This is a genomic window from Variovorax nitratireducens, from assembly GCF_051216545.1.
Classification (GTDB): domain Bacteria; phylum Pseudomonadota; class Gammaproteobacteria; order Burkholderiales; family Burkholderiaceae_C; genus Variovorax.
On record NZ_JBPJZO010000004.1, the window covers coordinates 106586 to 128118 of the forward strand.

At 67.1% G+C, this 21533-nt stretch carries 22 protein-coding genes; 7 read left to right on the forward strand and 15 right to left on the reverse strand.

The annotated features are described in order from the left end of the window. Positions 1 to 8: 8 nt before the first annotated feature. Positions 9 to 962: a LysR family transcriptional regulator gene (locus ACSFA8_RS12635; protein ID WP_435479866.1), complete on the reverse strand. Its 954-nt coding sequence runs from the start codon at positions 960 to 962 to the stop codon at positions 9 to 11. Positions 963 to 1108: 146 nt separating this feature from the next. On the opposite strand from ACSFA8_RS12635, the gene ACSFA8_RS12640 reads away from it, so the two are divergent. The 4 genes from ACSFA8_RS12640 to ACSFA8_RS12655 all read left to right on the forward strand — a co-directional run bounded on the left by ACSFA8_RS12640 (position 1109) and on the right by ACSFA8_RS12655 (position 3849). Beyond that, the gene (locus ACSFA8_RS12640) at positions 1109 to 1810 is read left to right on the forward strand and encodes a pirin family protein (RefSeq protein WP_435479867.1); all 702 of its coding nucleotides are present in this window, start codon (positions 1109 to 1111) and stop codon (positions 1808 to 1810) included. A 71-nt stretch (positions 1811 to 1881) separates the two neighbouring features. Continuing rightward, complete coding sequence (locus ACSFA8_RS12645) at positions 1882 to 2328, forward strand: DoxX family protein (protein ID WP_435479868.1); 447 nt, start codon at positions 1882 to 1884, stop codon at positions 2326 to 2328. Between the two features lie 32 nt (positions 2329 to 2360). After that, the gene (locus ACSFA8_RS12650; RefSeq protein ID WP_435479869.1) at positions 2361 to 2924 is read left to right on the forward strand and encodes a flavodoxin family protein; all 564 of its coding nucleotides are present in this window, start codon (positions 2361 to 2363) and stop codon (positions 2922 to 2924) included. A gap of 13 nt (positions 2925 to 2937) precedes the next feature. Then, positions 2938 to 3849, forward strand: coding sequence for a pirin family protein (locus tag ACSFA8_RS12655; RefSeq protein WP_435479870.1), 912 nt, complete (start codon positions 2938 to 2940; stop codon positions 3847 to 3849). Position 3850: 1 nt separating this feature from the next. On the opposite strand, the gene ACSFA8_RS12660 is transcribed toward ACSFA8_RS12655, so the two are convergent. Both ACSFA8_RS12660 and ACSFA8_RS12665 read right to left on the reverse strand, forming a co-directional pair. Beyond that, positions 3851 to 5128, reverse strand: a complete 1278-nt coding sequence (locus ACSFA8_RS12660) for a c-type cytochrome (protein ID WP_435479871.1) — start codon at positions 5126 to 5128, stop codon at positions 3851 to 3853. Positions 5129 to 5136: 8 nt separating this feature from the next. Beyond that, the gene (locus tag ACSFA8_RS12665) at positions 5137 to 5835 is read right to left on the reverse strand and encodes a c-type cytochrome (protein ID WP_435479872.1); all 699 of its coding nucleotides are present in this window, start codon (positions 5833 to 5835) and stop codon (positions 5137 to 5139) included. A gap of 245 nt (positions 5836 to 6080) precedes the next feature. On the opposite strand from ACSFA8_RS12665, the gene ACSFA8_RS12670 reads away from it, so the two are divergent. After that, a complete protein-coding gene (locus ACSFA8_RS12670) occupies positions 6081 to 6377 on the forward strand; it encodes a hypothetical protein (RefSeq protein ID WP_435479873.1) in 297 nt (98 codons plus the stop codon). A gap of 112 nt (positions 6378 to 6489) precedes the next feature. Here ACSFA8_RS12670 and ACSFA8_RS12675 read toward each other — a convergent pair whose 3' ends face one another. After that, positions 6490 to 6912, reverse strand: a complete 423-nt coding sequence (locus tag ACSFA8_RS12675; RefSeq protein ID WP_435479874.1) for a Cd(II)/Pb(II)-responsive transcriptional regulator — start codon at positions 6910 to 6912, stop codon at positions 6490 to 6492. A 90-nt stretch (positions 6913 to 7002) separates the two neighbouring features. On the opposite strand from ACSFA8_RS12675, the gene ACSFA8_RS12680 reads away from it, so the two are divergent. Next, the gene (locus tag ACSFA8_RS12680; protein ID WP_435479875.1) at positions 7003 to 9279 is read left to right on the forward strand and encodes a heavy metal translocating P-type ATPase; all 2277 of its coding nucleotides are present in this window, start codon (positions 7003 to 7005) and stop codon (positions 9277 to 9279) included. 28 nt (positions 9280 to 9307) lie between these two features. Here the strand turns inward: ACSFA8_RS12680 and ACSFA8_RS12685 are convergent, their stop codons facing one another. Continuing rightward, positions 9308 to 10093, reverse strand: coding sequence for a sulfurtransferase (locus tag ACSFA8_RS12685; protein ID WP_435479876.1), 786 nt, complete (start codon positions 10091 to 10093; stop codon positions 9308 to 9310). A 62-nt stretch (positions 10094 to 10155) separates the two neighbouring features. Here ACSFA8_RS12685 and dnaE point away from each other — a divergent pair, with 62 nt between their 5' ends. After that, a complete protein-coding gene (gene dnaE / locus ACSFA8_RS12690) occupies positions 10156 to 13677 on the forward strand; it encodes a DNA polymerase III subunit alpha (protein ID WP_435479877.1) in 3522 nt (1173 codons plus the stop codon). Between the two features lie 6 nt (positions 13678 to 13683). Here the strand turns inward: dnaE and tolA are convergent, their stop codons facing one another. Genes tolA through ribD form a run of 10 tightly spaced genes read right to left on the reverse strand, consistent with a single transcriptional unit; the run spans position 13684 to position 21467 of the window. Beyond that, the gene (gene tolA, locus ACSFA8_RS12695) at positions 13684 to 14661 is read right to left on the reverse strand and encodes a cell envelope integrity protein TolA (RefSeq protein ID WP_435479878.1); all 978 of its coding nucleotides are present in this window, start codon (positions 14659 to 14661) and stop codon (positions 13684 to 13686) included. A 3-nt stretch (positions 14662 to 14664) separates the two neighbouring features. Next, positions 14665 to 15102, reverse strand: a complete 438-nt coding sequence (locus ACSFA8_RS12700; protein ID WP_435479879.1) for a biopolymer transporter ExbD — start codon at positions 15100 to 15102, stop codon at positions 14665 to 14667. Between the two features lie 12 nt (positions 15103 to 15114). Next, positions 15115 to 15831 carry a protein TolQ gene (gene tolQ / locus ACSFA8_RS12705; protein ID WP_435479880.1) on the reverse strand — a complete coding sequence of 239 codons (717 nt, stop codon included), beginning with the start codon at positions 15829 to 15831 and terminating at the stop codon, positions 15115 to 15117. Further along, complete coding sequence (ybgC, locus tag ACSFA8_RS12710; protein WP_435479881.1) at positions 15828 to 16265, reverse strand: tol-pal system-associated acyl-CoA thioesterase; 438 nt, start codon at positions 16263 to 16265, stop codon at positions 15828 to 15830. The genes tolQ and ybgC overlap by 4 nt, the downstream gene beginning before the upstream one ends. After that, the gene (locus ACSFA8_RS12715) at positions 16262 to 17446 is read right to left on the reverse strand and encodes a pyridoxal phosphate-dependent aminotransferase (RefSeq protein WP_435479882.1); all 1185 of its coding nucleotides are present in this window, start codon (positions 17444 to 17446) and stop codon (positions 16262 to 16264) included. Before ACSFA8_RS12715 ends, ybgC begins: the two co-directional genes overlap by 4 nt. Positions 17447 to 17501: 55 nt before the next feature. Next, the gene (nusB, locus tag ACSFA8_RS12720) at positions 17502 to 18026 is read right to left on the reverse strand and encodes a transcription antitermination factor NusB (protein WP_435479883.1); all 525 of its coding nucleotides are present in this window, start codon (positions 18024 to 18026) and stop codon (positions 17502 to 17504) included. Then, positions 18023 to 18487 (reverse strand): 6,7-dimethyl-8-ribityllumazine synthase, encoded by a 465-nt coding sequence (ribH, locus tag ACSFA8_RS12725; RefSeq protein WP_435479884.1) that lies wholly within the window; start codon positions 18485 to 18487, stop codon positions 18023 to 18025. The genes nusB and ribH overlap by 4 nt, the downstream gene beginning before the upstream one ends. A 1-nt stretch (position 18488) precedes the next feature. Then, complete coding sequence (gene ribBA / locus ACSFA8_RS12730) at positions 18489 to 19643, reverse strand: bifunctional 3,4-dihydroxy-2-butanone-4-phosphate synthase/GTP cyclohydrolase II (protein ID WP_435479885.1); 1155 nt, start codon at positions 19641 to 19643, stop codon at positions 18489 to 18491. Further along, positions 19640 to 20293, reverse strand: a complete 654-nt coding sequence (locus tag ACSFA8_RS12735) for a riboflavin synthase (RefSeq protein ID WP_435479886.1) — start codon at positions 20291 to 20293, stop codon at positions 19640 to 19642. Before ACSFA8_RS12735 ends, ribBA begins: the two co-directional genes overlap by 4 nt. 37 nt (positions 20294 to 20330) lie before the next feature. Continuing rightward, positions 20331 to 21467, reverse strand: coding sequence for a bifunctional diaminohydroxyphosphoribosylaminopyrimidine deaminase/5-amino-6-(5-phosphoribosylamino)uracil reductase RibD (gene ribD, locus ACSFA8_RS12740; RefSeq protein WP_435479887.1), 1137 nt, complete (start codon positions 21465 to 21467; stop codon positions 20331 to 20333). Positions 21468 to 21533: the final 66 nt, after the last annotated feature.

Below are 21533 nucleotides of genomic sequence, written 5' to 3' on the forward strand. Positions count from 1 at the left end.
GCCGGCCGTCACCGACCCCTGTGGCGTTCCAGCAGGGCGCGGCGCGTACCTTCGTGTTCGAACTGCGCGAGCCACCATTCGAGCGCGCGACCCGGCTTGCCCGCGCTGCGTGCGCGCCAGGCGCAGTGCAGCACGACCGAATGCATCGGCCGTGCCGTGCGGCACTGAACCAGATGGCCCGCCTCCACATAAGGCCGTGCCATCGGTTCGGGCAGGTAGCCGCCACCCAGGCCGTGCAGTTGCGCGGCGAGCTTGGCTTGCATGGTCGGCACCGTCAGCACGTCCTGCCCGCCGACCAGGTTGACGGTCATGCTGGGGCCGGCGCGTGACGAATCGGCGGCGGCCACCGCGCGATGCTGTCGCAGGATGTCCTCGGTCAGCGCGCCGTCGAAACGGGCGAGCGGATGGTGCGGCGCCACCGCGTAGATGAAGCGCAGCTCGCCCAACGGTCGGCTGAGAATTCCGCTGGTGGTGAACGCCAGGCTGCCGGCATTGAGCACGGTGCCGATCGCCAGATCGGCCTCGCCCGTCGTCAGGGCTTCGGTGGTGCCGAGCAGGGTCTCATCGCGCAGCTTGAGCCGCGTCGGCGGTTCCAGCGCGTAGAAGGCGCCGACGACGTCGAGCATCGGATCGCGCGCAATGACGCTGTCGACCGCGATCGTGAGCATCGGCTCCCAGCCGGTTGCCACGCGCTTCACGCGGTTGGCCACGGCATCGATGTCGGCCAGCAGGCGTGCGGCTTCGCGCAGCAGCTCGGCGCCGGCTTCGGTGGGGCGGGCCTGGCGCGCGCTGCGGTCGAACAGCAGCACGTCGAGTGCGTCCTCGATCTGGCGCACGCGGTAGCTCAGGGCGCTCGGCACCAGGTTCAGGGTGCGGGCCGCACCGGCAAAGCTGCCCGCGCTGACCACGGTCTGCAGCATGGCCAGGGCATCGGGCGTGAGTACATCGCGAGGGTTGGGCATTCGGGCTCCATCGTTCAAATAATTTGAATGGTGCCATCAAATCGAGACCTCTGGTGGTCCGGGGCTGCGCCCTAAAGTTCTTCACATCCGCTGCGCACAGGGCGCGGCATGCGAAGAGTAGGCCCGAAGGGGCCAGGAGTTCAACGATGTTGCAAGTCCGTAAATCACAGGAACGCGGTTACGCCGATCACGGCTGGCTGCGCTCGTTTCACAGTTTCTCGTTTGCCGGCTACTACGACCCGGCCCACATGGGTTTCGGCAATCTGCGCGTGATCAACGAAGACCGCGTGGCGGCGGGTGCCGGTTTCGGCACACATGGGCACAAGGACATGGAGATCATCAGCTACGTGCTGTCGGGCGAGCTCGCGCACAAGGACAGCATGGGCAACGTGAAGTCGATCCCGCCCGGCGACGTGCAGCGGATGAGCGCAGGGCGCGGCGTGACGCACAGCGAGTTCAACCACAAGGCCGACGAGACCACGCACTTTCTGCAAATCTGGATCGAGCCCAACGTGCGCGGCATTGCGCCCGACTACGAGCAGAAGCAGTTCGACGTGGCCGAGAAGCGCGGCAAACTGCGCCTCGTGGCTTCGCCGGATGGCGCCGAGGGCTCGGTGACGCTGCATGCCGATGCCAGGCTGTTTGCCGGTCTGCTCGATGGCGATGAAAAGGCCAGCCTCGCGCTCGACCCCGGTCGCAAGAGCTATGTGCACCTGGTGCGCGGCGAGCTAGAGGTCAATGGCCGCAAGCTCAGCACCGGTGACGCCGCCTTGCTCGAAGGCGAATCGCAACTGGCATTGGCCGGCGGCAAGGACGCGGAAGTCCTCGTCTTCGATCTCGCCGCCTGATTTTCCGGGCCGCCTGCGGGTGGCCCGGTTCTTGTTTGTCTTTTTTCTTTTTTTCAACCAGGAGTTCCTATATGTCCGCTTCCACCACCGCCTCGATGTCTTCGTCCGGCGTCACCACCACCTCGCTGCAAGACACGATGGCCCTGGTTGGCCGCATCTTGATGGCCTACCTGTTCATCCCCGCCGGCATCGGCAAGCTGATGGGCTTCGCGGGCACGGTCGGCTACATCACTTCGGTTGGCTTGCCCTTGCCACAGGTCGGCGCGGCGATCGCGGTCTTCGTGGAACTCGGGCTCGGCATTGCGCTGCTGCTCGGCTACAAGACCCGCATCGTGGCGATCGTCATGGCGCTGTTCACCGTCGCCGCGGCTGTGTTCTTCCACAAGTACTGGTCTGCACCTGACGCGATGAAAATGATGCAGCAGATCAACTTCAACAAGAACATCGCCATCGCCGGTGGCCTGCTCGCACTGGCTGGCTTCGGCCCCGGTCGCCTGAGCATCGACGGCAAGCGCTGATTCTCTTGATCACCTGAGCCAAGGGAAGTCACGTGTCAAAGATCGCAGTCGTTTTTCATTCGGGCTACGGCCACACGCAGCGCATGGCCCAGTCCGTGGCGGACGGTGCGGGCGCCGAACTCGTTCAGATCGATGCCGATGGCAACCTGCCCGAGGGCGGCTGGGAGGTGCTGGCCGCCGCCGACGCCATCATCATGGGCTCGCCCACCTACATGGGCAGCGTGAGCTGGCAGTTCAAGAAGTTTGCCGATGCTTCGTCCAAGCCCTGGTTCACCCAGGCCTGGAAGGACAAGCTGTTTGCCGGCTTCACCAACAGCGCCACCATGAACGGCGACAAGCTCTCGACGCTGCACTACCTGTTCACGCTGGCGATGCAGCAGGGCGGCATCTGGGTCGGCACCGCGATCATGCCGAGCAACGCCAAGGCGGCGCTGCGCAGCGACGTCAACTATGTCGGCTCCTTCAGCGGCGCGATGGCGCAGTCGCCTTCGGACTCGTCCCCGGCTGAAATGCCGGCGGGCGACCTCGAGACGGCACGCCTGTTCGGCGAGCGCGTGGCCAAGGTGTCCGAGCGCTGGTCTGCCGGAAAGGGCTGAGGCATGATGCAGCATGGACTCGCTTCTATTGCTGCATCCCGCTGACAAAGACCTCGGCGGCGGCTTCAAGGTACGGCGCCTGCTGCCGGCGGCGAAGCGCCGCTCGGTCGGGCCTTTCGTCTTTTTCGATCACTTCGGGCCTGCCAACGAGCAGCCCGGTGCCCAGCACGATGTGCGGCCGCACCCGCACATCGGGCTGGCCACGGTGACCTACCTGTTCGAGGGCGCGATGATGCACCGCGACAGCCTCGGCAGCGTGCAGGAGATCCTGCCCGGCGCCATCAACTGGATGACCGCCGGCCGCGGCATCGTGCACTCCGAGCGCAAGCCCGAACGGCTGCTCGAATCCACCTACACCAACCACGGCCTGCAACTCTGGGCCGCGCTGCCGCAAGCCTTCGAAGAGACCGACCCGAGCTTCGAGCACACGCCGGCCGCCGCGATCCCCGCGGCGGTGGTGCAGGGCGTGCCTGTGCGCGTGCTGATCGGCGAAGCGTTCGGCCTGCGCTCTCCGGTCAAGACCTTCGCGCCGACGCTCTACCTCGACATCGCGCTGCCCACGGGCGCGCGCTTTGAACTGCCGGCACTGGCGACCGAAATGGCGGTCTATCCGGTGGATGGCGACGTGTCGGTCGACGGCACACCGGTCGCTGCGCACACCATGGCAGCGCTGCCCGATGGTGCTGGCGCTGTGCTGCAGGCACAGGCACCGGTGCGCCTGATGGTGGTCGGCGGCGAGGCGCTCGATGGCCCTCGCTACATCACCTGGAACTTTGTTTCGAGTCGGCGCGAGCGCATCCTCGAAGCCGGTGCCGACTGGGCCGCCCAGCGCATGGGCCACGTGGCCGGTGAAACCGAGTTCATCCCGCTGCCGGGCCACCCGTTCGGCGTGCAGGAACCCGACGTCAAGACCACGCCGGTCTAGGTCAGCGGCGCATCGTCTCGCTCAGCGTGACCGGGGGCGCGTCATTGCCCCATGCGCCGCGCACGTAGGTCAGCACTGCGGCAATTTCCTCATCGTCGAGTAGGTGCCCAAACGGCGGCATGCCGTAGGGCCGCGGGTTGCCGGCCGTGGCGGGCAGGAAGCCACCGCGGCGCACGGCCTGGATCAGGTTCACCGGCGTTTCCATGTTTACCGCGCGACTGCCGGCCAGAGGCGGGTAGGCGCCCGGCTGGCCCTGGCCCGCGTCGCCATGGCAGTAGGCGCAGCGCTGGTCGTAGACGCGTGCGCCGCGCGCCATCACGCCCGTGTCGCGGCGCTGCGGCGCGGTGCGGGTCGGCGCTGGCGTTGGCGTGCTGTCCGGCAATTGCTGGAGGTAGGTCGCCATCGCTTCGAGGTCGTCGTCGCTCAAATGCTGAGTACTGCGGTACACCACGTCCGCCATCGGTCCCATGACCGATGCGCGCGGCGAGGTGCCGGTCTTCAGCAGATCGACCACATGCTGCTTCTCCCAGCCTGCGACGCTGGCCTCACGCGTCGAGGTGAGCGATGGTGCATACCAGCGCTCCACGGGGATCGAGCCGCCCGACAGCCCCCGGTCGCCTTCGGTGGCGCCCAGCGCATTGCGTGGGCCATGGCATGCGATGCAATGGCCGAGGCCGTTGACGAGGTAGGCGCCGCGGTTCCATTCGGCGGGCCTGGCCGCATCGGCGACGTAGCTGCCCGGCGTGAACGAGAGCGCCCGCCACACCGCGAGCGCCGCCTGCGTGTCGTAAGGAAAGCGCAGCTTGTGCGGCGTGTTCGGCGCGTCGGCGGCCGGCACGGTGCGCAGCCAGGCGTAGAGCGCATCGGAATCGGCACGCGTCACCTGCGTGAAGCTGGGGTATGGAAACGCCGGGTACAGCAGCCGGCCGTCCTTCGAGCGGCCGTTGTGCAGGGCGCGCCAGAACTGCGCGGCGCTCCAGCTGCCGATGCCGGTGCGTTCGTCGGGCGTGAGGTTGCCCGCGTAGACGGTGCCGAAGGGCGTGTCGATGCCGAGGCCGCCCGCATAGGCCGCGCCGCCGCGGGTGGTGTGGCACCCCGCGCAGTTGCCGGCCAGCGCGAGGTAGCGGCCGCGCTCGATCTGTTGCGGCGTGGCGTCGAGCGCCAGCGGCGGGTCGGGCAGCGCGTCTTCACCGCGCAGGTTGAGTGCGACCACGGCCGCGGCCGCCAGCGCGAGCAGCGCCGCCAGCACGGCAAGCAGGGACACTGTGCGCCGAAGCATCGGGGACTTCATTTCGGCATCGCGCTGCAGGGCAGCGGCAGTGGGCCGGGCAAGGTCGCCAGCGGCTTGGGATCGGCCGGCATCGGCTGCAACGCGAGCCAGCTGGCAACGGCGTTGATGTCCGTCGTCGTCAGCTTGCGGCCCACCTGTGCCATGCAGTCGGGTGCGAGCGCATGACGGTCATCGGTCAACCACGCGCCGAGCTGCGACGACAGGTACAGGCGGGGCAGCCCGACCAGCGCAGGAATGCCGGGCTGCACGCCGGTGAGCGCCGCGCCGTGGCATTGCACGCAGGCCGGGATCTTGCGCGTTGCGTCGCCTTCCTGCGCCAGCGTCTTGCCGCGCGCCAGGGTGGCGGCACTGGCATCGGTGCGGTCGCTGACCGGGGGGTACGGCAGGTCGAGCGCCGCAAAGTATCCGGCGATCTCGCGCAGGTAATCGTCCGACAGGTGCTGCACCAGGTGCGTCATGTCGGAATTGAAACGGCGGCCGTCGCGAAAGCTGACCAGTTGATTGAACAGGTAACCCGCCGGTTTGCCGGCCAGGCGCGGAAAGTAGGCCGTGCTGCTGGCGGCACCTTCCCGGCCATGGCAGGCGATGCAGGCCGCCACGCGCGGTGCGATGTCGCCGGCCGGTGCAGCGTGCGCGAACGGGGTCAGCGTGAAGGCCAGCGCCAGCAGCGCGGCGAGGGGGTGCAGCAGTTTCAAGGTAGTCCAGCGAACGGGGCGTTCGGTGCCGTACTGTGCCACTCGCCAGCGGTGGATATGGGATCCGGCACGATCCGGTCGGGTATAGCCGTGGAATGGCGGTCGCACCTGCCCGCTTCGGTACACTGGGAGCCGTCCTGCTCCGCGCTGCGGAAACGTCTTTGCGACCGCGCCGCTTCTGCCAGAGCCGCGTCAGGCACCCACCCATCTCCTACAGTTTTCGCATGCGTCGACCACCTCTCCAATTGCGGCTGGGCAACCAATGGTCTTTCTTTTGCCAGCCAAGGGCCGAACTGCGCCTGCTCGGGACGGTTCAGGATGGCATGCAGATCGGGGCGCTGGCCCAACTGCCCGACGGTGCCTATGCCCAGGTCAATGGCGATCTGGTTCGGATCCTGAACACCAGCCGGGTCGAACACGCGCTGGACCGCGCCACCGGCACGCCGCGGGCGGCGCGGAACGCACCGCCACCGCCCCGGCCGCCCGAGCATCAGCCGATCGTCACGATCAAGAAGAAGCGGCGGATCATCATTGCGCCCTGAGCCCTTGAGGGTCAACGGCGCGCTGGCCGCGCGGCTGCAGCTTGACCGGCGCCAGCAAGTCGGTATCGACCGCGCCTCCCGCTGAAGCAGCGCGGCTGGCACGCTCACTGAATCACGAATGGCAGATGCATGCCTCGCCATGCGCCGCGGACACCAGCTCACCGAGAATTCCGCATTCCCTGGCGCGATGCCCCTGAGCGCATTGCGCCCGCAACGCGGTCAGCTGCTTTTCCAGCGCCTTGAGGCTTTTCAGCCGCGCGCGCACGCGCTCGATCTGCTCGTCCACGAGCAGGTTGACGTCCGCACAGTCTTCCAGGGGCGAAGTCGTGAAATCCAGCAGCCTCTTGATATCGGCCAGCGGAATGTCGAGTGCCCGACAGTGGCGCACGAAAGACAACCCTTCCAGATGCTCGTGCCCATAGGCACGGTAGCCATTGGCTTGACGCGCGGGCTCGGCAAGCAGGCCCGCACGCTCGTAGAAACGGATGGTGCCGACGTCGACACCGGTCGCGCTGCTCAGGTCGCCGATCTTCATCGTCTGCTCCGGTTGCGGTAAAGCAAGCCATCGTAGCCGCTTGACCCTGTAGTGGGTACAGGGTGTGAAATACCCCTGAAAGCGAAAACCATGGCCAAACACGAGCACTCACACCACGCAACCCCGGGCGATTCATGCTGCGCGCCGTCAGCTGCGTGCTGCAGTCCCGCTCCGCCTGTCGCCATCGCATGTTGTGCTGCGCCGAACGTCGACGCCGGGCACCGATCGGTGCCGGCCGTCGAAGCGCCCAACACCTTCCGCATCGCAACGATGGACTGCACCGTGGAAGAGTCCGAGATTCGCCGGCTGGTCGAGCCGATTCCCGGTGTTCGCGGCCTGCATTTCCGGCTGCCCCAGAGAACCCTGCGCATCGATGCCGCCGACGAGGCCGTTGCGATCGCGCTTGCGGCCATCCGCAAGGCCGGCTTCGCGCCGGAGCCGGTGCCCGTCTCTACAGGCCAGGCCGACGCTGGCAGCAGCGCGATGCACGAGCATGGCGCCGGCACGGGCTACCTGCGGCTTGTGGCTGCACTTGGGTTTGCGTTGGTGGCGGAAGGCGTGTCTTTCCTTGCGCCCGACACCACCGCCTGGAAAGTGGCCGGCATGGGGGTCGCGGCAGCGGCGATCTGGCTGGCCGGGCTGGAGACCTATGCCAAGGGCCTGACCGCGCTGCGCCACGGCAAGCTCAACATCAACGCCCTGATGTCGGTTGCCGTGACGGGTGCATTCGTCATCGGCCAGTGGCCCGAGGCGGCCATGGTGATGGCGCTGTATGCCATCGCAGAACTCATCGAGGCGCGTGCAGTCGACCGCGCCCGCAACGCGATCAAGGGCCTGGTCGACCTCGCGCCGGACGACGCCGAAGTGCTGCAGGCCGATGGCAGCTGGGGCCGCGCCAAGGCCAGCGATATCGCGATCGGCGCAGTGGCTCGCGTGAAGCCCGGCGAGCGCATCGCCCTCGATGGCGTGGTGACACGGGGTCACAGCAGCATCAACCAGGCGCCCGTCACCGGCGAGAGCATCCCGGTGGACAAGGAGCCCGGCAGCCAGGTGTTTGCCGGCACCATCAACGAGAACGGCGAGCTGGAGTTCCGCGTGACTGCGGTGGCCAGCAACACGACCCTGGCGCGGATCATCCATGCGGTGGAAGAGGCGCAGGGCACCCGCGCTCCGACGCAGCGCTTTGTGGATCGCTTTGCGGCCATCTACACGCCCGCGGTGTTCGCGCTGGCGCTTGCGGTGGCCGTGCTTGCGCCGCTGCTGCTGGATTGGGCGTGGCTCACCGCCGTCTACAAGGCGCTGGTGTTGCTGGTGATTGCCTGTCCCTGCGCGCTGGTCATTTCCACGCCGGTCACGGTGGTCAGCGGCCTGGCGGCAGCTGCGCGCCGCGGCATCCTGATCAAGGGCGGCACCTATCTCGAAGACGCGCGCTTGCTCAAGGCCGTGGCGCTCGACAAAACCGGCACCCTGACCGAGGGCAAGCCGAGACTGGTGGCATTCAAGGCGTGGCGGCAAAGCGATGAGGCCCAGGCTCGACGCTGGGCCAAGAGCCTTGCCGCCCGCTCTGACCATCCCGTTTCGAAGTCGATTGCCGAGGGCATCGAGGGCACGGTGCTGGAAGTGGATCGGTTCAAGGCGCTGGTGGGGCGCGGTGTCGAAGGCGTGGTGGACGGCAAGGCGATGGTGTTGGGCAATCACCGCCTGATCGGGGAGCGCAATCAAACGGATCCGGAACTTGAAGCAGAACTGGCCGCCCATGAAGCGCAGGGGCGCACCGTCACGCTGCTGGCTGACGACACAGGCGTGCTCGCACTCTTCGCCGTGGCCGACACGATCAAGCCCGGTTCGGTGGCCGCCGTTGCTCAACTGCGGCAGATGGGCGTCACCCCGGTCATGCTGACCGGCGACAACATGGCGACGGCGCAGGCCGTCGGACGCGAGGCCGGCATCGGCGATGTCCGCGGCGGACTGCTGCCGGAGGACAAGCTGTCTGCCATCCAGGAGATGCGCCAGCGCTACGGCCCCACGGCCATGACCGGCGACGGCATCAATGACGCGCCGGCGCTGGCCCGGTCCGACATCGGTTTTGCGATGGGCGGCGCCGGCACCGACACGGCGATGGAGGCCGCCGACGTGGTGATCATGAACGACAACCTGGGCCGCATCGCGGAGACGATCCGCCTGTCGCGGCGCACCCATGCCGTGCTCTGGCAGAACATCACGCTGGCTCTGGCGATCAAGGTGGTGTTCTTCGTGCTGGCGGTGTTCGGCAATGCGACCATGTGGATGGCGGTGTTCGCGGACATGGGCGCGAGCCTGCTGGTGGTGGCCAACGGCTTGCGCCTGCTGCGCCGGGTCGAATGCTGAAGGCGCCCGTCCAGCGGGCGCAGGCTGCTCACTGCTTGCGGGCGATGTCCGGGTCTTCGGCCGCCCGCGCGCTGGCGGCGGTGCCGGAGGCGGCCAGGTCGGGCCCGAGCGTGCGGCGACCGTCGAACACGAAGCAGTCGCCGCGGTAGTGCGCGCCGCCGACCTGCTCGAAGTACTTGAGGATGCCGCCCTCGAGCTGCAGCACGTCGGCCACGCCGGCCTCGCGCATCAGGATCGCGGCCTTCTCGCAGCGGATGCCGCCGGTGCAGAAGCTCACGACCGTCTTGCCCGCGATCTGGTCGCGGTGGTCGAGCAGGGCTTGTGGAAACTCGGTGAATTTTTCGATGCGCCAGTCGATCGCGCGTTCGAAAGTGCCGTGGTCGACCTCGAAGGCGTTGCGCGTGTCGAGCATCACGATCGGCTGGCCCGCGTCGTCATGCCCCTGGTCGAGCCAGCGCTTGAGCGTTTGCGCCTCCACGCCCGGCGCGCGCCCGGCCGCAGGCTGGATCGCCGGATGGTCCATGCGGATGATCTCGCGCTTGACCTTGACCAGCATGCGCCGGAACGGCTGCGCCCCCGACCAGCTCTCCTTGGTTTCGAGGTCGGCGAAGCGTGCGTCGGCATGCAGGAATGCAACGAAGCCGCGCACCGCGTCCGCGGTGCCGGCCAGGAACAGGTTGATGCCCTCCGGTGCCAGCAGGATGGTGCCCATGAGGCCCAGCGCGTGGCTGCGCGCACGCAGTTCGTCACGCAGCGTCAGCGCGTCGTCAATGGCCACGAACTTGTAGGCCGCGATATTCAAAATCTCTTGCACAGGGCGCGATTTTAGAGAACGGAAGATCGCATCGTGAACTGGCGGCTTTCTACAATGAAGCGATGTTTGTCCACCTGCGTCTGCACACCGAATTTTCCGTCGTCGACGGCACCAACCGCATCGACGAAGTCGTCAAGGCTGCCGCCAAAGACAAGCAGCCGGCGCTGGCCATCACCGACCTGAGCAATCTGTTCGGCGCGGTCAAGTTCTACAAGGAAGCGCGCGGCAAGGGCGTCAAGCCGGTTCTGGGCGCCGAGATCTTCGTCGAGGGGCTGGGCAAGGAAATCGGGGCACTCACGCGCATGGTGCTGCTGGTGCAGGACACGCAGGGTTATCTGCACCTTTCGGAACTGCTGGCAAGGGCCTGGACGCAGAACGTCGGGCGCGGACAGTCGCAGGCGGTCTGCAAGCTGGCCTGGCTCGAAGAACTCAACGGTGGGTTGATCCTGCTGTCGGGTGCGCAGGCCGGGCCGCTCGGCCAGCCCTTGCTGCAAGGCGGCGCGCACGGCGATGCGCGTGCGGCCGAAATCGCGTTGCAACTGGCCGGCATCTTTCCGCACCGCTTCTACATCGAGCTGCAACGTGCCGGCCGGCCCGAAGACGAGCCGCACGTGGTGGCGGCCGTCCAGCTCGCGGCGCGGCTGCAGTTGCCGGTGGTCGCGACACACCCGGTGCAGTTCGCCGGGCCCGACGATTTCGAGGCGCACGAAGCGCGCGTCTGCATTTCGGAAGGCGAGATCCTCGGCAACCCGCGCCGCGTTCGCAAGTTCACGCGCGAGCAGTACTTCAAGTCTGCCGCCGAAATGGAACAGCTCTTTGCCGACGTGCCGAGCGCCATCGCCAACACGGTCGAAATCGCCAAGCGCTGCAGCCTGACGCTGGTGCTCGGCAAGCCGCAACTGCCGGACTTTCCGACGCCCGAGGTCGATGGCGTGCGCATGCCGATCGACGAGTTCTTCCGCGTGGAATCCTTCGAAGGGCTGGAGCAGCGGCTGGCCCACCTCTATCCGGACGTTGCAAAGCGCGACGCCGAGCGGCCGCGCTATGTGGCGCGCCTCGAGTTCGAGATCAACACCATCCTGAACATGGGGTTCCCGGGCTACTTTCTGATCGTCGGCGACTTCATCAAGTGGGCCAAGAACAATGGCTGCCCGGTGGGCCCGGGTCGGGGTTCGGGCGCCGGCTCGCTGGTGGCCTATGCGCTGAAGATCACCGACCTCGACCCGCTCGAATACAACCTGCTGTTCGAACGTTTTCTGAATCCCGAGCGCGTCTCGATGCCCGACTTCGACATCGACTTCTGCCAGGGCAACCGGGACCGGGTGATCGACTATGTCAAGGACAAATACGGCCGCGACGCGGTGAGCCAGATCGCGACCTTCGGCACCATGGCCGCGCGCGCAGCCATTCGCGACGTGGGCCGCGTGCTCGACATGAGCTACATGTTCTGCGACGGCATCAGCAAGCTCATTCCGAACAAGCCGGGCCAGCCAGTCACCATCCAGTACCCGCCGAACCCGAAGGTGGAGGGCGACAAGAACAACTACGCGATCGAGATGGAGCCGCAACTCGCGGCGCGCATCGAAAAGGAAGAAGAAGTCCGCATGCTGGTCGAGCTCGCGCAGAAGCTCGAAGGCATGACGCGCAACATCGGCATGCACGCCGGCGGCGTACTCATTGCGCCCGGCAAGCTCACCGACTTCTGCCCGCTCTACCAGCAGCCCGGCAGCGACTCGGCCGTGAGCCAGTACGACAAGGACGACGTGGAGGCGATCGGCCTCGTGAAGTTCGACTTTCTGGGCCTGGCAACGCTCACGATCCTGGAGATCGCCAAGGACTTCATCGTCGCGCGCCACAAGGGCCAGGAAAAGTTCGCGTACGAAGACATCAAGCTGGACGATGCGGCCACCTACCGGCTGTTTGCCGACGGCAAGACCGAGGCGGTGTTCCAGTTTGAAAGCCGCGGCATGCAGGGCATGCTGAAGGACGCGCGGCCGACGCGGCTGGAAGACCTGATCGCGCTGAACGCGCTTTACCGTCCCGGCCCGATGGACCTGATCCCGAGCTTCGTCGCGCGCAAGCACGGCCGCGAGCCGGTCGAGTATCCGCATCCGCTGGTGGCAGAGATGCTCAGCGAGACCTACGGGATCATGGTCTACCAGGAGCAGGTCATGCAGACCGCGCAGATCCTGGGCGGCTACTCGCTCGGCGGCGCCGACCTGCTGCGCCGCGCGATGGGCAAGAAGAAGCTCGAGGAGATGGCCGAGCACCGTGCCATCTTCCGCAAGGGCGCCGCGGTCAACGGCATCGAGCAGGACAAGGCCGACGAAATCTTCGACCTGATGGAGAAGTTCGCGGGCTACGGCTTCAACAAGTCGCACGCCGCGGCCTACTCGCTGCTGGCGTACCACACGGGCTGGCTCAAGGTTCACTACACGGCCGAGTTCTTCTGCGCCAACATGACCGTGGAAATGGACGACACCGACAAGCTCAAGGTGCTGTTCCAGGACGCGGTGAAGAATTTCGGCCTGACCTTCGAGCCGCCGGATGTGAACCGTGGCCGCTACCGCTTCGAGCCCGTAACCGACAAGGTGATCCGCTACGGCCTCGGCGCCATCAAGGGCACCGGTCAGCATGCCATCGATGCGATCGCGGCGGCGCGCGAGGAGGGCGGCCCGTTCAAGAGCCTGTTCGACTTCTGCGTGCGCGTGGATCGCACCCGCATCAACAAGCGAACGGTCGAGGCACTGATCAAGGCTGGCGCCTTCGATGCGTTGCAACAGAACCGTGCATCGCTGAGCGCTTCGTTGGACCGTGCCTTCGAGTTCGCGAACGCCACGGCGGCCAACGCGGCGCAGGTCGACATCTTTGGCGACAGCGAGCACGGCTCGGCCACGCAAGAGCCCGACCTGATCGACGCCACGCCCTGGGGCGTGAAGGAACGCCTGACCTACGAGAAGACGGCCATCGGCTTCTATCTTTCCGGCCACCTGTTCGACGAGGTCGCGCACGAGGTGCGCCGCTTCTGCAAACGCGAGATTGCCGACCTGCTCGACGGCCGCGAGCAACAGGTGATCGCCGGCATCGTGAGCGACCTGCGCGTGATCAACGGGCAGCGCGGCCGGCTGGTGTTGTTCAAGCTCGACGACAAGAGCGAAGCCATCGACGCCACCGCCGACGAGGCCGTGTTCAACGCGAATCGCAACGTGCTGAAGGATGACGAACTGGTGATCGTCAGCGGCAAGCTGCAGCCGGGCCGCGGCGGCTTCGAGGCGCGCTTCAACGTCACCCAGGTGTGGGATCTGGCGGCGGCGCGCTGCCGCTTCGGCAAGTTCCTGCGCGTGGCAGTCAACGGCAAGGCGCCCGACATCGCTCGTATCGCTCGCGACTTTCCGCCGCGCATCGAGAGCAGCGAGCATGGGGAACTGCGCCAGGGCTTGCCGGTGCGCTTGTCGCTCGCGCGGGGCGGCGCGCAGGTGGAGTTGCAGTTGGGTGAAGCCGCGCGCTTCTTCCCGACCGATGCGGCGCTGGCCAGCTGGACGGCGCAGGCCGAGGCCGGCAAGGCGGCCGTTATCTACGAATAACGCGCGTCAGCGCTTCGGGCGCAGTTCGACGATCAGTGACGGAAAAATACGACCGTCGGTGTCGCGCGGCAGTTTGTCGGTCTTGCGCAGGCCGCGCTCGGCCGCGTCGTCCCAACCGGGAATTCCGCTCGACTTGCGCAGCTTGACGTTCACGATAGTGCCGTCGGGGGCCACGCTCACATCGAATTCGGCGGCAGGGTTGCCGCTCACCATGTCCGCATCGGGGAAGGTGATGTTGGGGCGCACCGCGGCCGCAATTCGGGCGCCATAGCCGCCCGAGGGCCCGGACGACTTGAGCGCAGTGCCCTTCGAATCGTCGGCGCCGCTGGCGCCGGCCAGGCCCTGCATGCGCTTGAGCGTGGCGGCACGGTCTGCTGCGGCCAGTTTGGCGGCGTCGGCCTTGGCTGCCTCGGCTTTCTTCGCGGCCTCGGCCTTCTTGGCCTCTGCTTCGTCACGCTTTTTCTGCTCGGCCAGCTTCTGCTGCTGTTCCTGCTTGCGATCGGCCTCGTCCTCGGCGCGTTGCTTCGCTTCGCGATCCTTCTTTTCCTGTGCCTTCTTCGCGGTGAGTTGCTGCTGCTTGAGCTTGTCCTGCCGGTCTTCTTCGAGCTCGCGCTCGCGTTCCTTCTGTTCTTTCAGCTTTTTCTCGCGCTCGAGCGCGATGTCCGGCGCCTTCGGAACCGGCGTCGGATCCGGCGGCTTCACGGCCTGCGGTGGGGGCGGCGGAGGAGGCGGGGGCGGTGGCGCGGGCGCCGGCGGGGGCGGCACAGGCGTCGGCGGTGCAGACAGCCGCGGTGCGGCCTGCTGCACGGTGGACGACCAGAGCTCGGCCTCGACCGCCTCGTCCTCGGCCTCGCGCTTCCAGTGCACGCCCCAGGTCAGCGCCGCGATCAGCAGCGCGTGCGCGAACAGGGCGATTGCCACGGCACGCGGCGTGCCGCGCTGCGGCGGCGGGGCGAATTCGGGGCGATCAGCGGCCAGCGACATGCGTTACTTGCCGCCCGTGGTCGTGACCGAAAGGCCAACGCGCTCGACACCGCTTTTCTTGAGCTGGTTCATCGCCTTGACCACGGTTTCGTACTTGACCGACTTTTCGGCGCTGATGACGACCGGGCGCTGCTCGTCGCCACCCTGGGCAGCTTTGGCCGCGGCGCCGATCTGCGTCATCGGAATCGAGGAGCCGCCGCTGCCGGTCGAGGGATCCTTCTTGATCTGCACCTCGTCGTCGCTCTTGATCACGATCTCGACCGGCTTGTCAGGCTGCTTGTTGGCCTTGTCGACGGTGGGCAGGTTGATCACGCTCGGCGTGATGAGCGGGGCCGTGACCATGAAGATGATCAGCAGCACCAGCATCACGTCGATGAACGGAACCATGTTGATCTCGTTGATCGTGCGGCGGCCGCGGCCGCGGGATGACATGGCGGGCATGCTGGCCTCCGTTCAACGGCCCGTGGCCGAAACGCCAACCGGGTTCGGCGGCAGGTTGGCCGACAGGTTGCGCTGCAGAATGTTGGAGAACTCCTCGATGTAGGTCTCCAGCGCAATGGCGATCTTGTCGATTTCGCGCGCGAAGCGGTTGTAGGCCACCACGGCCGGGATGGCTGCAAATAGGCCGATGGCGGTGGCGACCAGCGCTTCTGCAATGCCGGGCGCCACGGTCGCCAGCGTGACCTGTGCCAGCGCGGCCAGGCCGGTGAAGGCATGCATGATCCCCCAGACCGTGCCGAACAGCCCCACGTACGGCGAGACCGAACCGACGGTGGCCAGGAACGACAGGTTCTGCTCCACTGCGTCGAGTTCGCGCTGGAAGCTGGCTCGCATCGCGCGGCGGGCGCCGTCCAGCAGCGTGGCTGCGTCGGAGATGTGGCGCTCGCGCAGCTTCTGGTATTCGCGCATGCCGCTTGCGAAGATGCGTTCCATCGGGCCTGCGAGCTTGGCATTCTGGGCCGCCGAGGCGAACAGTTCGTTCAGGCTGGTGCCAGACCAGAACTCGCGCTCAAACTCGTCGTTGAGGGCCCGCGTGCGCTTCAGCGAGAAGTATTTGCGGAAGATGGCGGCCCAGCTGGCGATCGAAACGACGATCAGCAGCAGCACGACCAGCTGCACGGGCAGGCTCGCATGAATCAGGAGTGTGAGGATCGAAAGGTCTTGGTTCATGGCTTGAGAGGTTGAGACATGGAGCCTCGATGGTGCTCGAGGGTTCCCGAAACTTGGGCCGGAATGCGTGCCGGGCGCAAAGTGGCGGCGTCCACCCAGCCGATGCGGATCGTGCCTTCGCAAAGCAAAACGCCTTGCTCTGTTTTTGATAGCACGCGCTGTCCGATTATCAGGGACGCCGTACCGATTTGCTGCACATCGGCTGTAACCAGCAGTTCGTCGTCGAGCCGGGCCGGGCGGTGGTATTTCAGCGTGGTTTCGCTCACCACGAACTGGCCGCCGGTCTGCTCCCGAAGGTTGCGCTGCTCGACGCCGAGCGAGCGCAGCCATTCGGTGCGGGCACGCTCCATGAACTTGAGATAGTTGGCGTAGAACACGATGCCGCCGGCATCGGTGTCTTCCCAGTAGACGCGAACGGGCAGCTGGAAGCTCATCCGGCCATCGCCTTGAGACGCTCGATGGCCTCATGCAGGTGCGCCATAGAGCTGGCCGTCGAGAAGCGCACGAAGCGGCTGGTTTCAGCGGTGCCGAAGTCGCGGCCGGGCGTCACGGCGACGTGGGCGCGCTTCATGGTTTCGAACGCGAAATCCCAGCTGCCCTCGATGCCGAGCTTCTGCGCGAAGGCATTGCAATCGGCCCAAGCATAGAAAGCGCCATCGGGCACCACCGGCACCGTGAGGCCCAGCGCGTTCAGTTGCGGAATGAACCAGTCGCGCCGCGCCTTGAATTCGGCCCGGCGCCGTTCGTATTCGGTGATGCTCTCGGGCTCGAAGCAGGCCAGCGCCGCGTACTGCGAAACCGTACTGGCGCAGATGAACAGGTTCTGCGCAAGGCGCTCGATCACCGGCACCAGCGCTTCAGGCACCACCAGCCAGCCGAGGCGCCAGCCGGTCATGTTGAAGTACTTGCTGAAGCTGTTGATGCTGATGACGTTGTCGTCGATGGCGAGCGCGGTCTGGCCGAAGGCATCGTCGTAGGAGAGGCCCAGGTAGATCTCGTCGATGAGCGTGATGCCGCCGCGCCGCGACACCACTTCGTGGATGCGGCGCAGCTCGTCGGGCGCAATGGACGTGCCGGTCGGGTTCGAGGGCGAAGCCAGCAGCACGCCGCGTGTCTTGTCGGTCCAGGCCGCTTCGACCTTGGCCGCACTGAGCTGGAAGCGCTCGGCCGCGGTGGTGGGCACCAGCACCGCCTTGCCGTCCGCCGCGCTCACGAAGTGGCGATTGCAGGGGTAACTCGGGTCGGGCAGCAGGATCTCGTCGCCGGCCTCGATCAACGCCAGGCAGGCCAGTTGCAGCGCGGCCGAGGCGCCGGCCGTCACCACGATGCGGCGCGCCGGCACGTCGACGCCGAAGCGCTGCGCGTACCAGGCGCTGATGCGCTCCCGCAGGGCGTCGAGTCCCGTGGCCTGCGTGTACTGCGTAGCGCCGGCGCGCACTGCGCGCGCAGCGGCTTCCTGCACCAGCGGAGGCGCGGTGAAGTCGGGCTCGCCGATGTTGAGGAAGATCATCGGCCGCTCGGTGTTCGCGACCTCGCGGGCGAGCGTGGCGGCGGCCTTGGCGACCTCCATCACGTAGAACGGCTCGATGCGCTCGGCGCGCGCCGAGATCCTCATGGGAGCGTTGTCCCCACGCTCGGCACCGGCGTGTTCTCCCGGCCCGGGTCGGCGCTCATTTCACCTTGCCTTTGGCGCGATCGGCCTCGACTTCGGTGGCGCGCAACTTCGGCGCCAGGCCGTTGAGCACGGCATTCACGTACTTGTGCCCGTCGGTGCCGCCGAACTCCTTGGTGAGTTCGACGCACTCGTTGATCACCACGCGCCACGGCACGTCGAGGCAGTTCTGGAACTCGTAGACACCAATCCACATGGCCGCATGCTCGATCGGCGAGATCTCTTCCATCTTGCGATCGAGCAGCGGCAGGATCAGCGCGTCGAGGTCGCCCGCATGCTCGATCGAGCCGTGCAGCAATGCGTCGTAGTGCGCAGCGTCGGCCTTGTGGAAGCCAGCCAGGTCGCGCGTGAAGTGGTCGATGGCGGTCGCGTCGTTGCGCCCCACCAGGTGCTGGTAGAGCGCCTGCAGCGCGAACTCGCGGGCCCGGCTGCGGTTCGACTTGGCCGAGGCCTTGCGCGCACCGGTGCTGGTGACGCCGGTGCGCGATTGGCGCGGTGGTTTGCTGGATTGGGGTTCGGTCATGAAAGTTGCGCGAGCAGTTGCGCCATCTCGACGGCCACGCGGGCCGCGTCGCGGCCCTTGTCGGTTTGTCGGGCCACGGCTTGCGCGAGGTTCTCGGTGGTGATGATCGCGTTGGCGACCGGAATGCGGTAGTCGAGCGACACGCGGCTCACGCCCGCGCCCGACTCGTTGGCCACCAGCTCGAAGTGGTAGGTCTCGCCGCGGATGATGCAGCCCAGCGCCACTAGTGCGTGGTAGCCGCCGCGTTCCGCCAGCGCCTGCAACACCACCGGCACTTCGAGTGCGCCGGGCACGAAATGGTGGTCGATGTCGCTGTCGGCCACGCCGAGCGCGGCCAGTTCGGTCAGGCAGGCGGTGGCCAGCGCGCCGGTGATGTCTTCGTTGAAGCGCGCCTGCACGATGCCGATGCGCAGGCCCTTGCCGTCGAGCGCCGCGGCGGCACCCTGGTTTGCATTCAGCATGTCAGTCCTTGTGGCTGTAGCCGACGATCTCGAGGCCGTAGCCGGGTGTCATGCTGGGCATGCGGCGCGGGTTGGCCATGAGCGTCATCTTGTGCACGCCGCAATGGCGCAGGATCTGCGCGCCGACACCGTAGTTGCGCAAGTCCATGCGGCCGCGTTCGGGCGCCTGCGCCGGCCGCGCGGTGCCATCGAACTGGCTCAGCAGTTCGGCGGCCGACTCGCCGCAGTTGAGCAGCACCGCCACGCCATTGCCTTCGGCCGCGATGTGCGCAAGGGAAGCGTCCAGGCTCCACGAATGCAGCGAGCGGTTGACTTCAAGCGCGTCGAGCACCGAGAGCGGCTCGTGCACGCGCACCGGCACCGCGTCGTCGGGCGCCCAGCTGCCGCGCACCAGCGCCAGGTGCACGCCGTGGCTGGGCTTGTCGCGGAAGGCGTGGGCGGTGAAAGAGCCCCAGGCGGTCTGGATCTCGCGGCTGCCGACTTTTTCGACCAGCGTCTCGGTCTGGCTGCGGTGCTCGATGAGCGCGGCGATGGTGCCGACCTTGAGCCCGTGTTCGGCGGCGAACAACTGCAGATCGGGCAGGCGCGCCATGGTGCCGTCGTCGTTCATCACTTCGCAGATCACCGATGCCGGCGAGCAGCCGGCCATGGCGGCGAGGTCGCAGCCGGCTTCGGTGTGGCCCGCGCGCATCAGCACGCCACCGTCGACCGCCTGCAGGGGAAAGATGTGGCCAGGCTGCACCAGATCGGCCGCGACCGCATTGCGCGCGACGGCCGCCTGCACGGTACGCGCACGGTCGGCCGCGGAGATGCCGGTGGTCACGCCTTCGGCCGCCTCGATCGAAACAGTGAATGCGGTCGAATGCTTGGCCCCGTTGCGCGCCACCATTGGTGGCAGTTGCAGCCGTTCGCACATTTCGCGGGACAGTGTCAGGCAGATCAGCCCGCGGGCATGGCGTGCCATGAAGTTGATGGCTTCCGGTGTGACGTGGTCGGCCGCGATCACGATGTCGCCTTCGTTCTCGCGGTCTTCCTCGTCGACCAGGATCACCATGCGGCCGGCGCGCAGATCGGCCACGATCTCGTCAACCGGGGAAATGGGGGCGGGAGGGCGCCCGTTGCGGGACGCGCCGATCGGCGTGACGGAAGCGTTCATGGCTGGTTGTTCTGGGTGTTGAGGGGAAGGGCGCCGGCCTGGAGCATGCGCTCCACGTAGCGCGCCACGGTGTCGATTTCGAGGTTGACGCGGCTGCCTTCGACCAGCCCGCCGAGCGAGGTGTTTTCCACGGTGTGCGGGATCAGGTTGATGCTGATCTCGGCACCCTCCGGAACGTCGCTCACGCTGTTGACGGTCAGGCTCACGCCGTTGACGGTGATCGAGCCCTTGTAGGCGAGAAAGCGGGCCAGGGCAGGGGGTGCCAGCACGCGAAGTTCCCAGCTTTCGCCGACCGGGGCGAAGCGGCTCACCGTGCCGATGCCATCGACGTGGCCCGAAACGATGTGGCCGCCGAGCCGGTCGTGAGCGCGCAGGGCTTTTTCGAGATTGATGCGGGCGGCCGGCTCGGCGAGGCCCGCTGTCTTGTCGAGTGACTCGGCGGAAATGTCGATCGTGAACTGGCGGGCGGCCGCATCGAGCGTGGTGACGGTCATGCAGGCGCCATTGAGCGCAATGCTGTCACCGAGCCCCACGTCGTCGAGATAACCATCGGGCGCGGCGATGCTGAGTCGCTTGCCGTGGGACGAAGAGCTTCCGAGGTCGTGGATGGCGGCGATGCGCCCCACGCCGGTGATGATTCCGGTGAACATCCGCGCATTTTCGCAGACTATTCAACCGGGGTCGGGGTCAACCCTGGAACCGGTCGCGGCCTGCCACGCGGGCGACGATGCGCAAGTCCGGGCCGATCCGGTCGACCGAGCAGAATTCGAGCGGCAGGGCTGCGGCGAGTTCGGTCAGCGGCCCGCCCGCCTGCGGCTGGCTGGCCATGCCCATGCCGCTGCCGATGAACTTGGGCGCCAGATACACCAGCAACTCGTCGACCAGCCCTTCGCGCATCAGCGAGCCATTGAGCTTGTGCCCGGCTTCGACGTGCAACTCGTTGACTTCGCGGCGAGCGAGATCGGCGAGCATCGCGGCCAGGTCGACCTTGCCCTGGGCATTCGGCAGGTAGGTGATGGTGGCGCCCCGGGCCTTGAGTGCCGCTTCCCTTTGGGGGTCGGCCGGGGCCGCTGCATAGATCCATACGGCGCGGCCTGCGATGAAAAGGCGGGCATCGGGCGGCGTCTGGAGCTGGCTGTCGACCACCACCAGATGCGGCTGGCGCGTGGTTTCGACCAGGCGCACGTCGAGCCGCGGGTTGTCTTCGAGCACCGTGCCGACACCCGTCAGCACCGCGCTGGCGCGCGCCCTCCAGGCATGCCCGTCGGTGCGCGCCGCTTCCGTGGTGATCCACTGGCTGGTGCCGTTTTCAAGCGCAGTCTTGCCATCCAGCGAGGCTGCGACCTTGAGGCGCACCCAGGGCGTCTTGCGCACCATGCGGCTGAAGAAGCCGATGTTGAGTTCGCGCGACTCGACTGCACCCGGGCCGACCTCGACTTCGACACCGGCGGCGCGCAGTCGGGCAAAGCCCTGGCCGGCGACGAGCGGGTTCGGATCGGCGATCGACGCCACGACCTTGCCGATACCTGCCGCGATCAGCGCATCGCAGCAGGGGCCGGTGCGGCCGTGGTGGGAACAGGGTTCGAGGGTGACGTAAGCGGTGGCGCCGACGAGCGAATGGCCGTGGGCCGCCGCGTCGCGCAGCGCCATGATTTCCGCGTGCGGGCCACCGACGGGTTGCGTGTGCCCCTGGCCGAGAACCTTGCCGGCAGCGTCGGTGATGACGCAGCCGACCCGGGGATTGGGATCCGTCGTGAAGCGGCCCTGCGAGGCAAGTCGTTCGGCGTCGGCGATATGCCGTGCGTCTGCGGGTGAGGTGGGCATGGAGCGAAGCAAGGTACTCGGGGAACGCGCGGGCGGCCTCAGAAGGGCGCGCTGCGGCTGTCGAAT

What these genes read in the sequence shown, in the direction of transcription:
- tolA (WP_435479878.1), bottom strand. Translation starts at nt 14,661, where the DNA reads ATGTCGCTGGCCGCTGATCGCCCCGAATTCGCCCCGCCGCCGCAGCGC.
- nusB (WP_435479883.1), bottom strand. Translation starts at nt 18,026, where the DNA reads ATGACCGAACCCCAATCCAGCAAACCACCGCGCCAATCGCGCACCGGC.
- ACSFA8_RS12680 (WP_435479875.1), top strand. Translation starts at nt 7,003, where the DNA reads ATGGCCAAACACGAGCACTCACACCACGCAACCCCGGGCGATTCATGC.
- ybgC (WP_435479881.1), bottom strand. Translation starts at nt 16,265, where the DNA reads ATGAGCTTCCAGCTGCCCGTTCGCGTCTACTGGGAAGACACCGATGCC.
- ribH (WP_435479884.1), bottom strand. Translation starts at nt 18,487, where the DNA reads ATGCTGAATGCAAACCAGGGTGCCGCCGCGGCGCTCGACGGCAAGGGC.
- ACSFA8_RS12640 (WP_435479867.1), top strand. Translation starts at nt 1,109, where the DNA reads ATGTTGCAAGTCCGTAAATCACAGGAACGCGGTTACGCCGATCACGGC.
- ACSFA8_RS12635 (WP_435479866.1), bottom strand. Translation starts at nt 962, where the DNA reads ATGCCCAACCCTCGCGATGTACTCACGCCCGATGCCCTGGCCATGCTG.
- ACSFA8_RS12675 (WP_435479874.1), bottom strand. Translation starts at nt 6,912, where the DNA reads ATGAAGATCGGCGACCTGAGCAGCGCGACCGGTGTCGACGTCGGCACC.
- ribBA (WP_435479885.1), bottom strand. Translation starts at nt 19,643, where the DNA reads ATGAACGCTTCCGTCACGCCGATCGGCGCGTCCCGCAACGGGCGCCCT.
- ACSFA8_RS12655 (WP_435479870.1), top strand. Translation starts at nt 2,938, where the DNA reads ATGGACTCGCTTCTATTGCTGCATCCCGCTGACAAAGACCTCGGCGGC.
- ACSFA8_RS12715 (WP_435479882.1), bottom strand. Translation starts at nt 17,446, where the DNA reads ATGAGGATCTCGGCGCGCGCCGAGCGCATCGAGCCGTTCTACGTGATG.
- ACSFA8_RS12735 (WP_435479886.1), bottom strand. Translation starts at nt 20,293, where the DNA reads ATGTTCACCGGAATCATCACCGGCGTGGGGCGCATCGCCGCCATCCAC.
- ribD (WP_435479887.1), bottom strand. Translation starts at nt 21,467, where the DNA reads ATGCCCACCTCACCCGCAGACGCACGGCATATCGCCGACGCCGAACGA.
- ACSFA8_RS12645 (WP_435479868.1), top strand. Translation starts at nt 1,882, where the DNA reads ATGTCCGCTTCCACCACCGCCTCGATGTCTTCGTCCGGCGTCACCACC.
- tolQ (WP_435479880.1), bottom strand. Translation starts at nt 15,831, where the DNA reads ATGAACCAAGACCTTTCGATCCTCACACTCCTGATTCATGCGAGCCTG.
- dnaE (WP_435479877.1), top strand. Translation starts at nt 10,156, where the DNA reads ATGTTTGTCCACCTGCGTCTGCACACCGAATTTTCCGTCGTCGACGGC.
- ACSFA8_RS12660 (WP_435479871.1), bottom strand. Translation starts at nt 5,128, where the DNA reads ATGCTTCGGCGCACAGTGTCCCTGCTTGCCGTGCTGGCGGCGCTGCTC.
- ACSFA8_RS12700 (WP_435479879.1), bottom strand. Translation starts at nt 15,102, where the DNA reads ATGCCCGCCATGTCATCCCGCGGCCGCGGCCGCCGCACGATCAACGAG.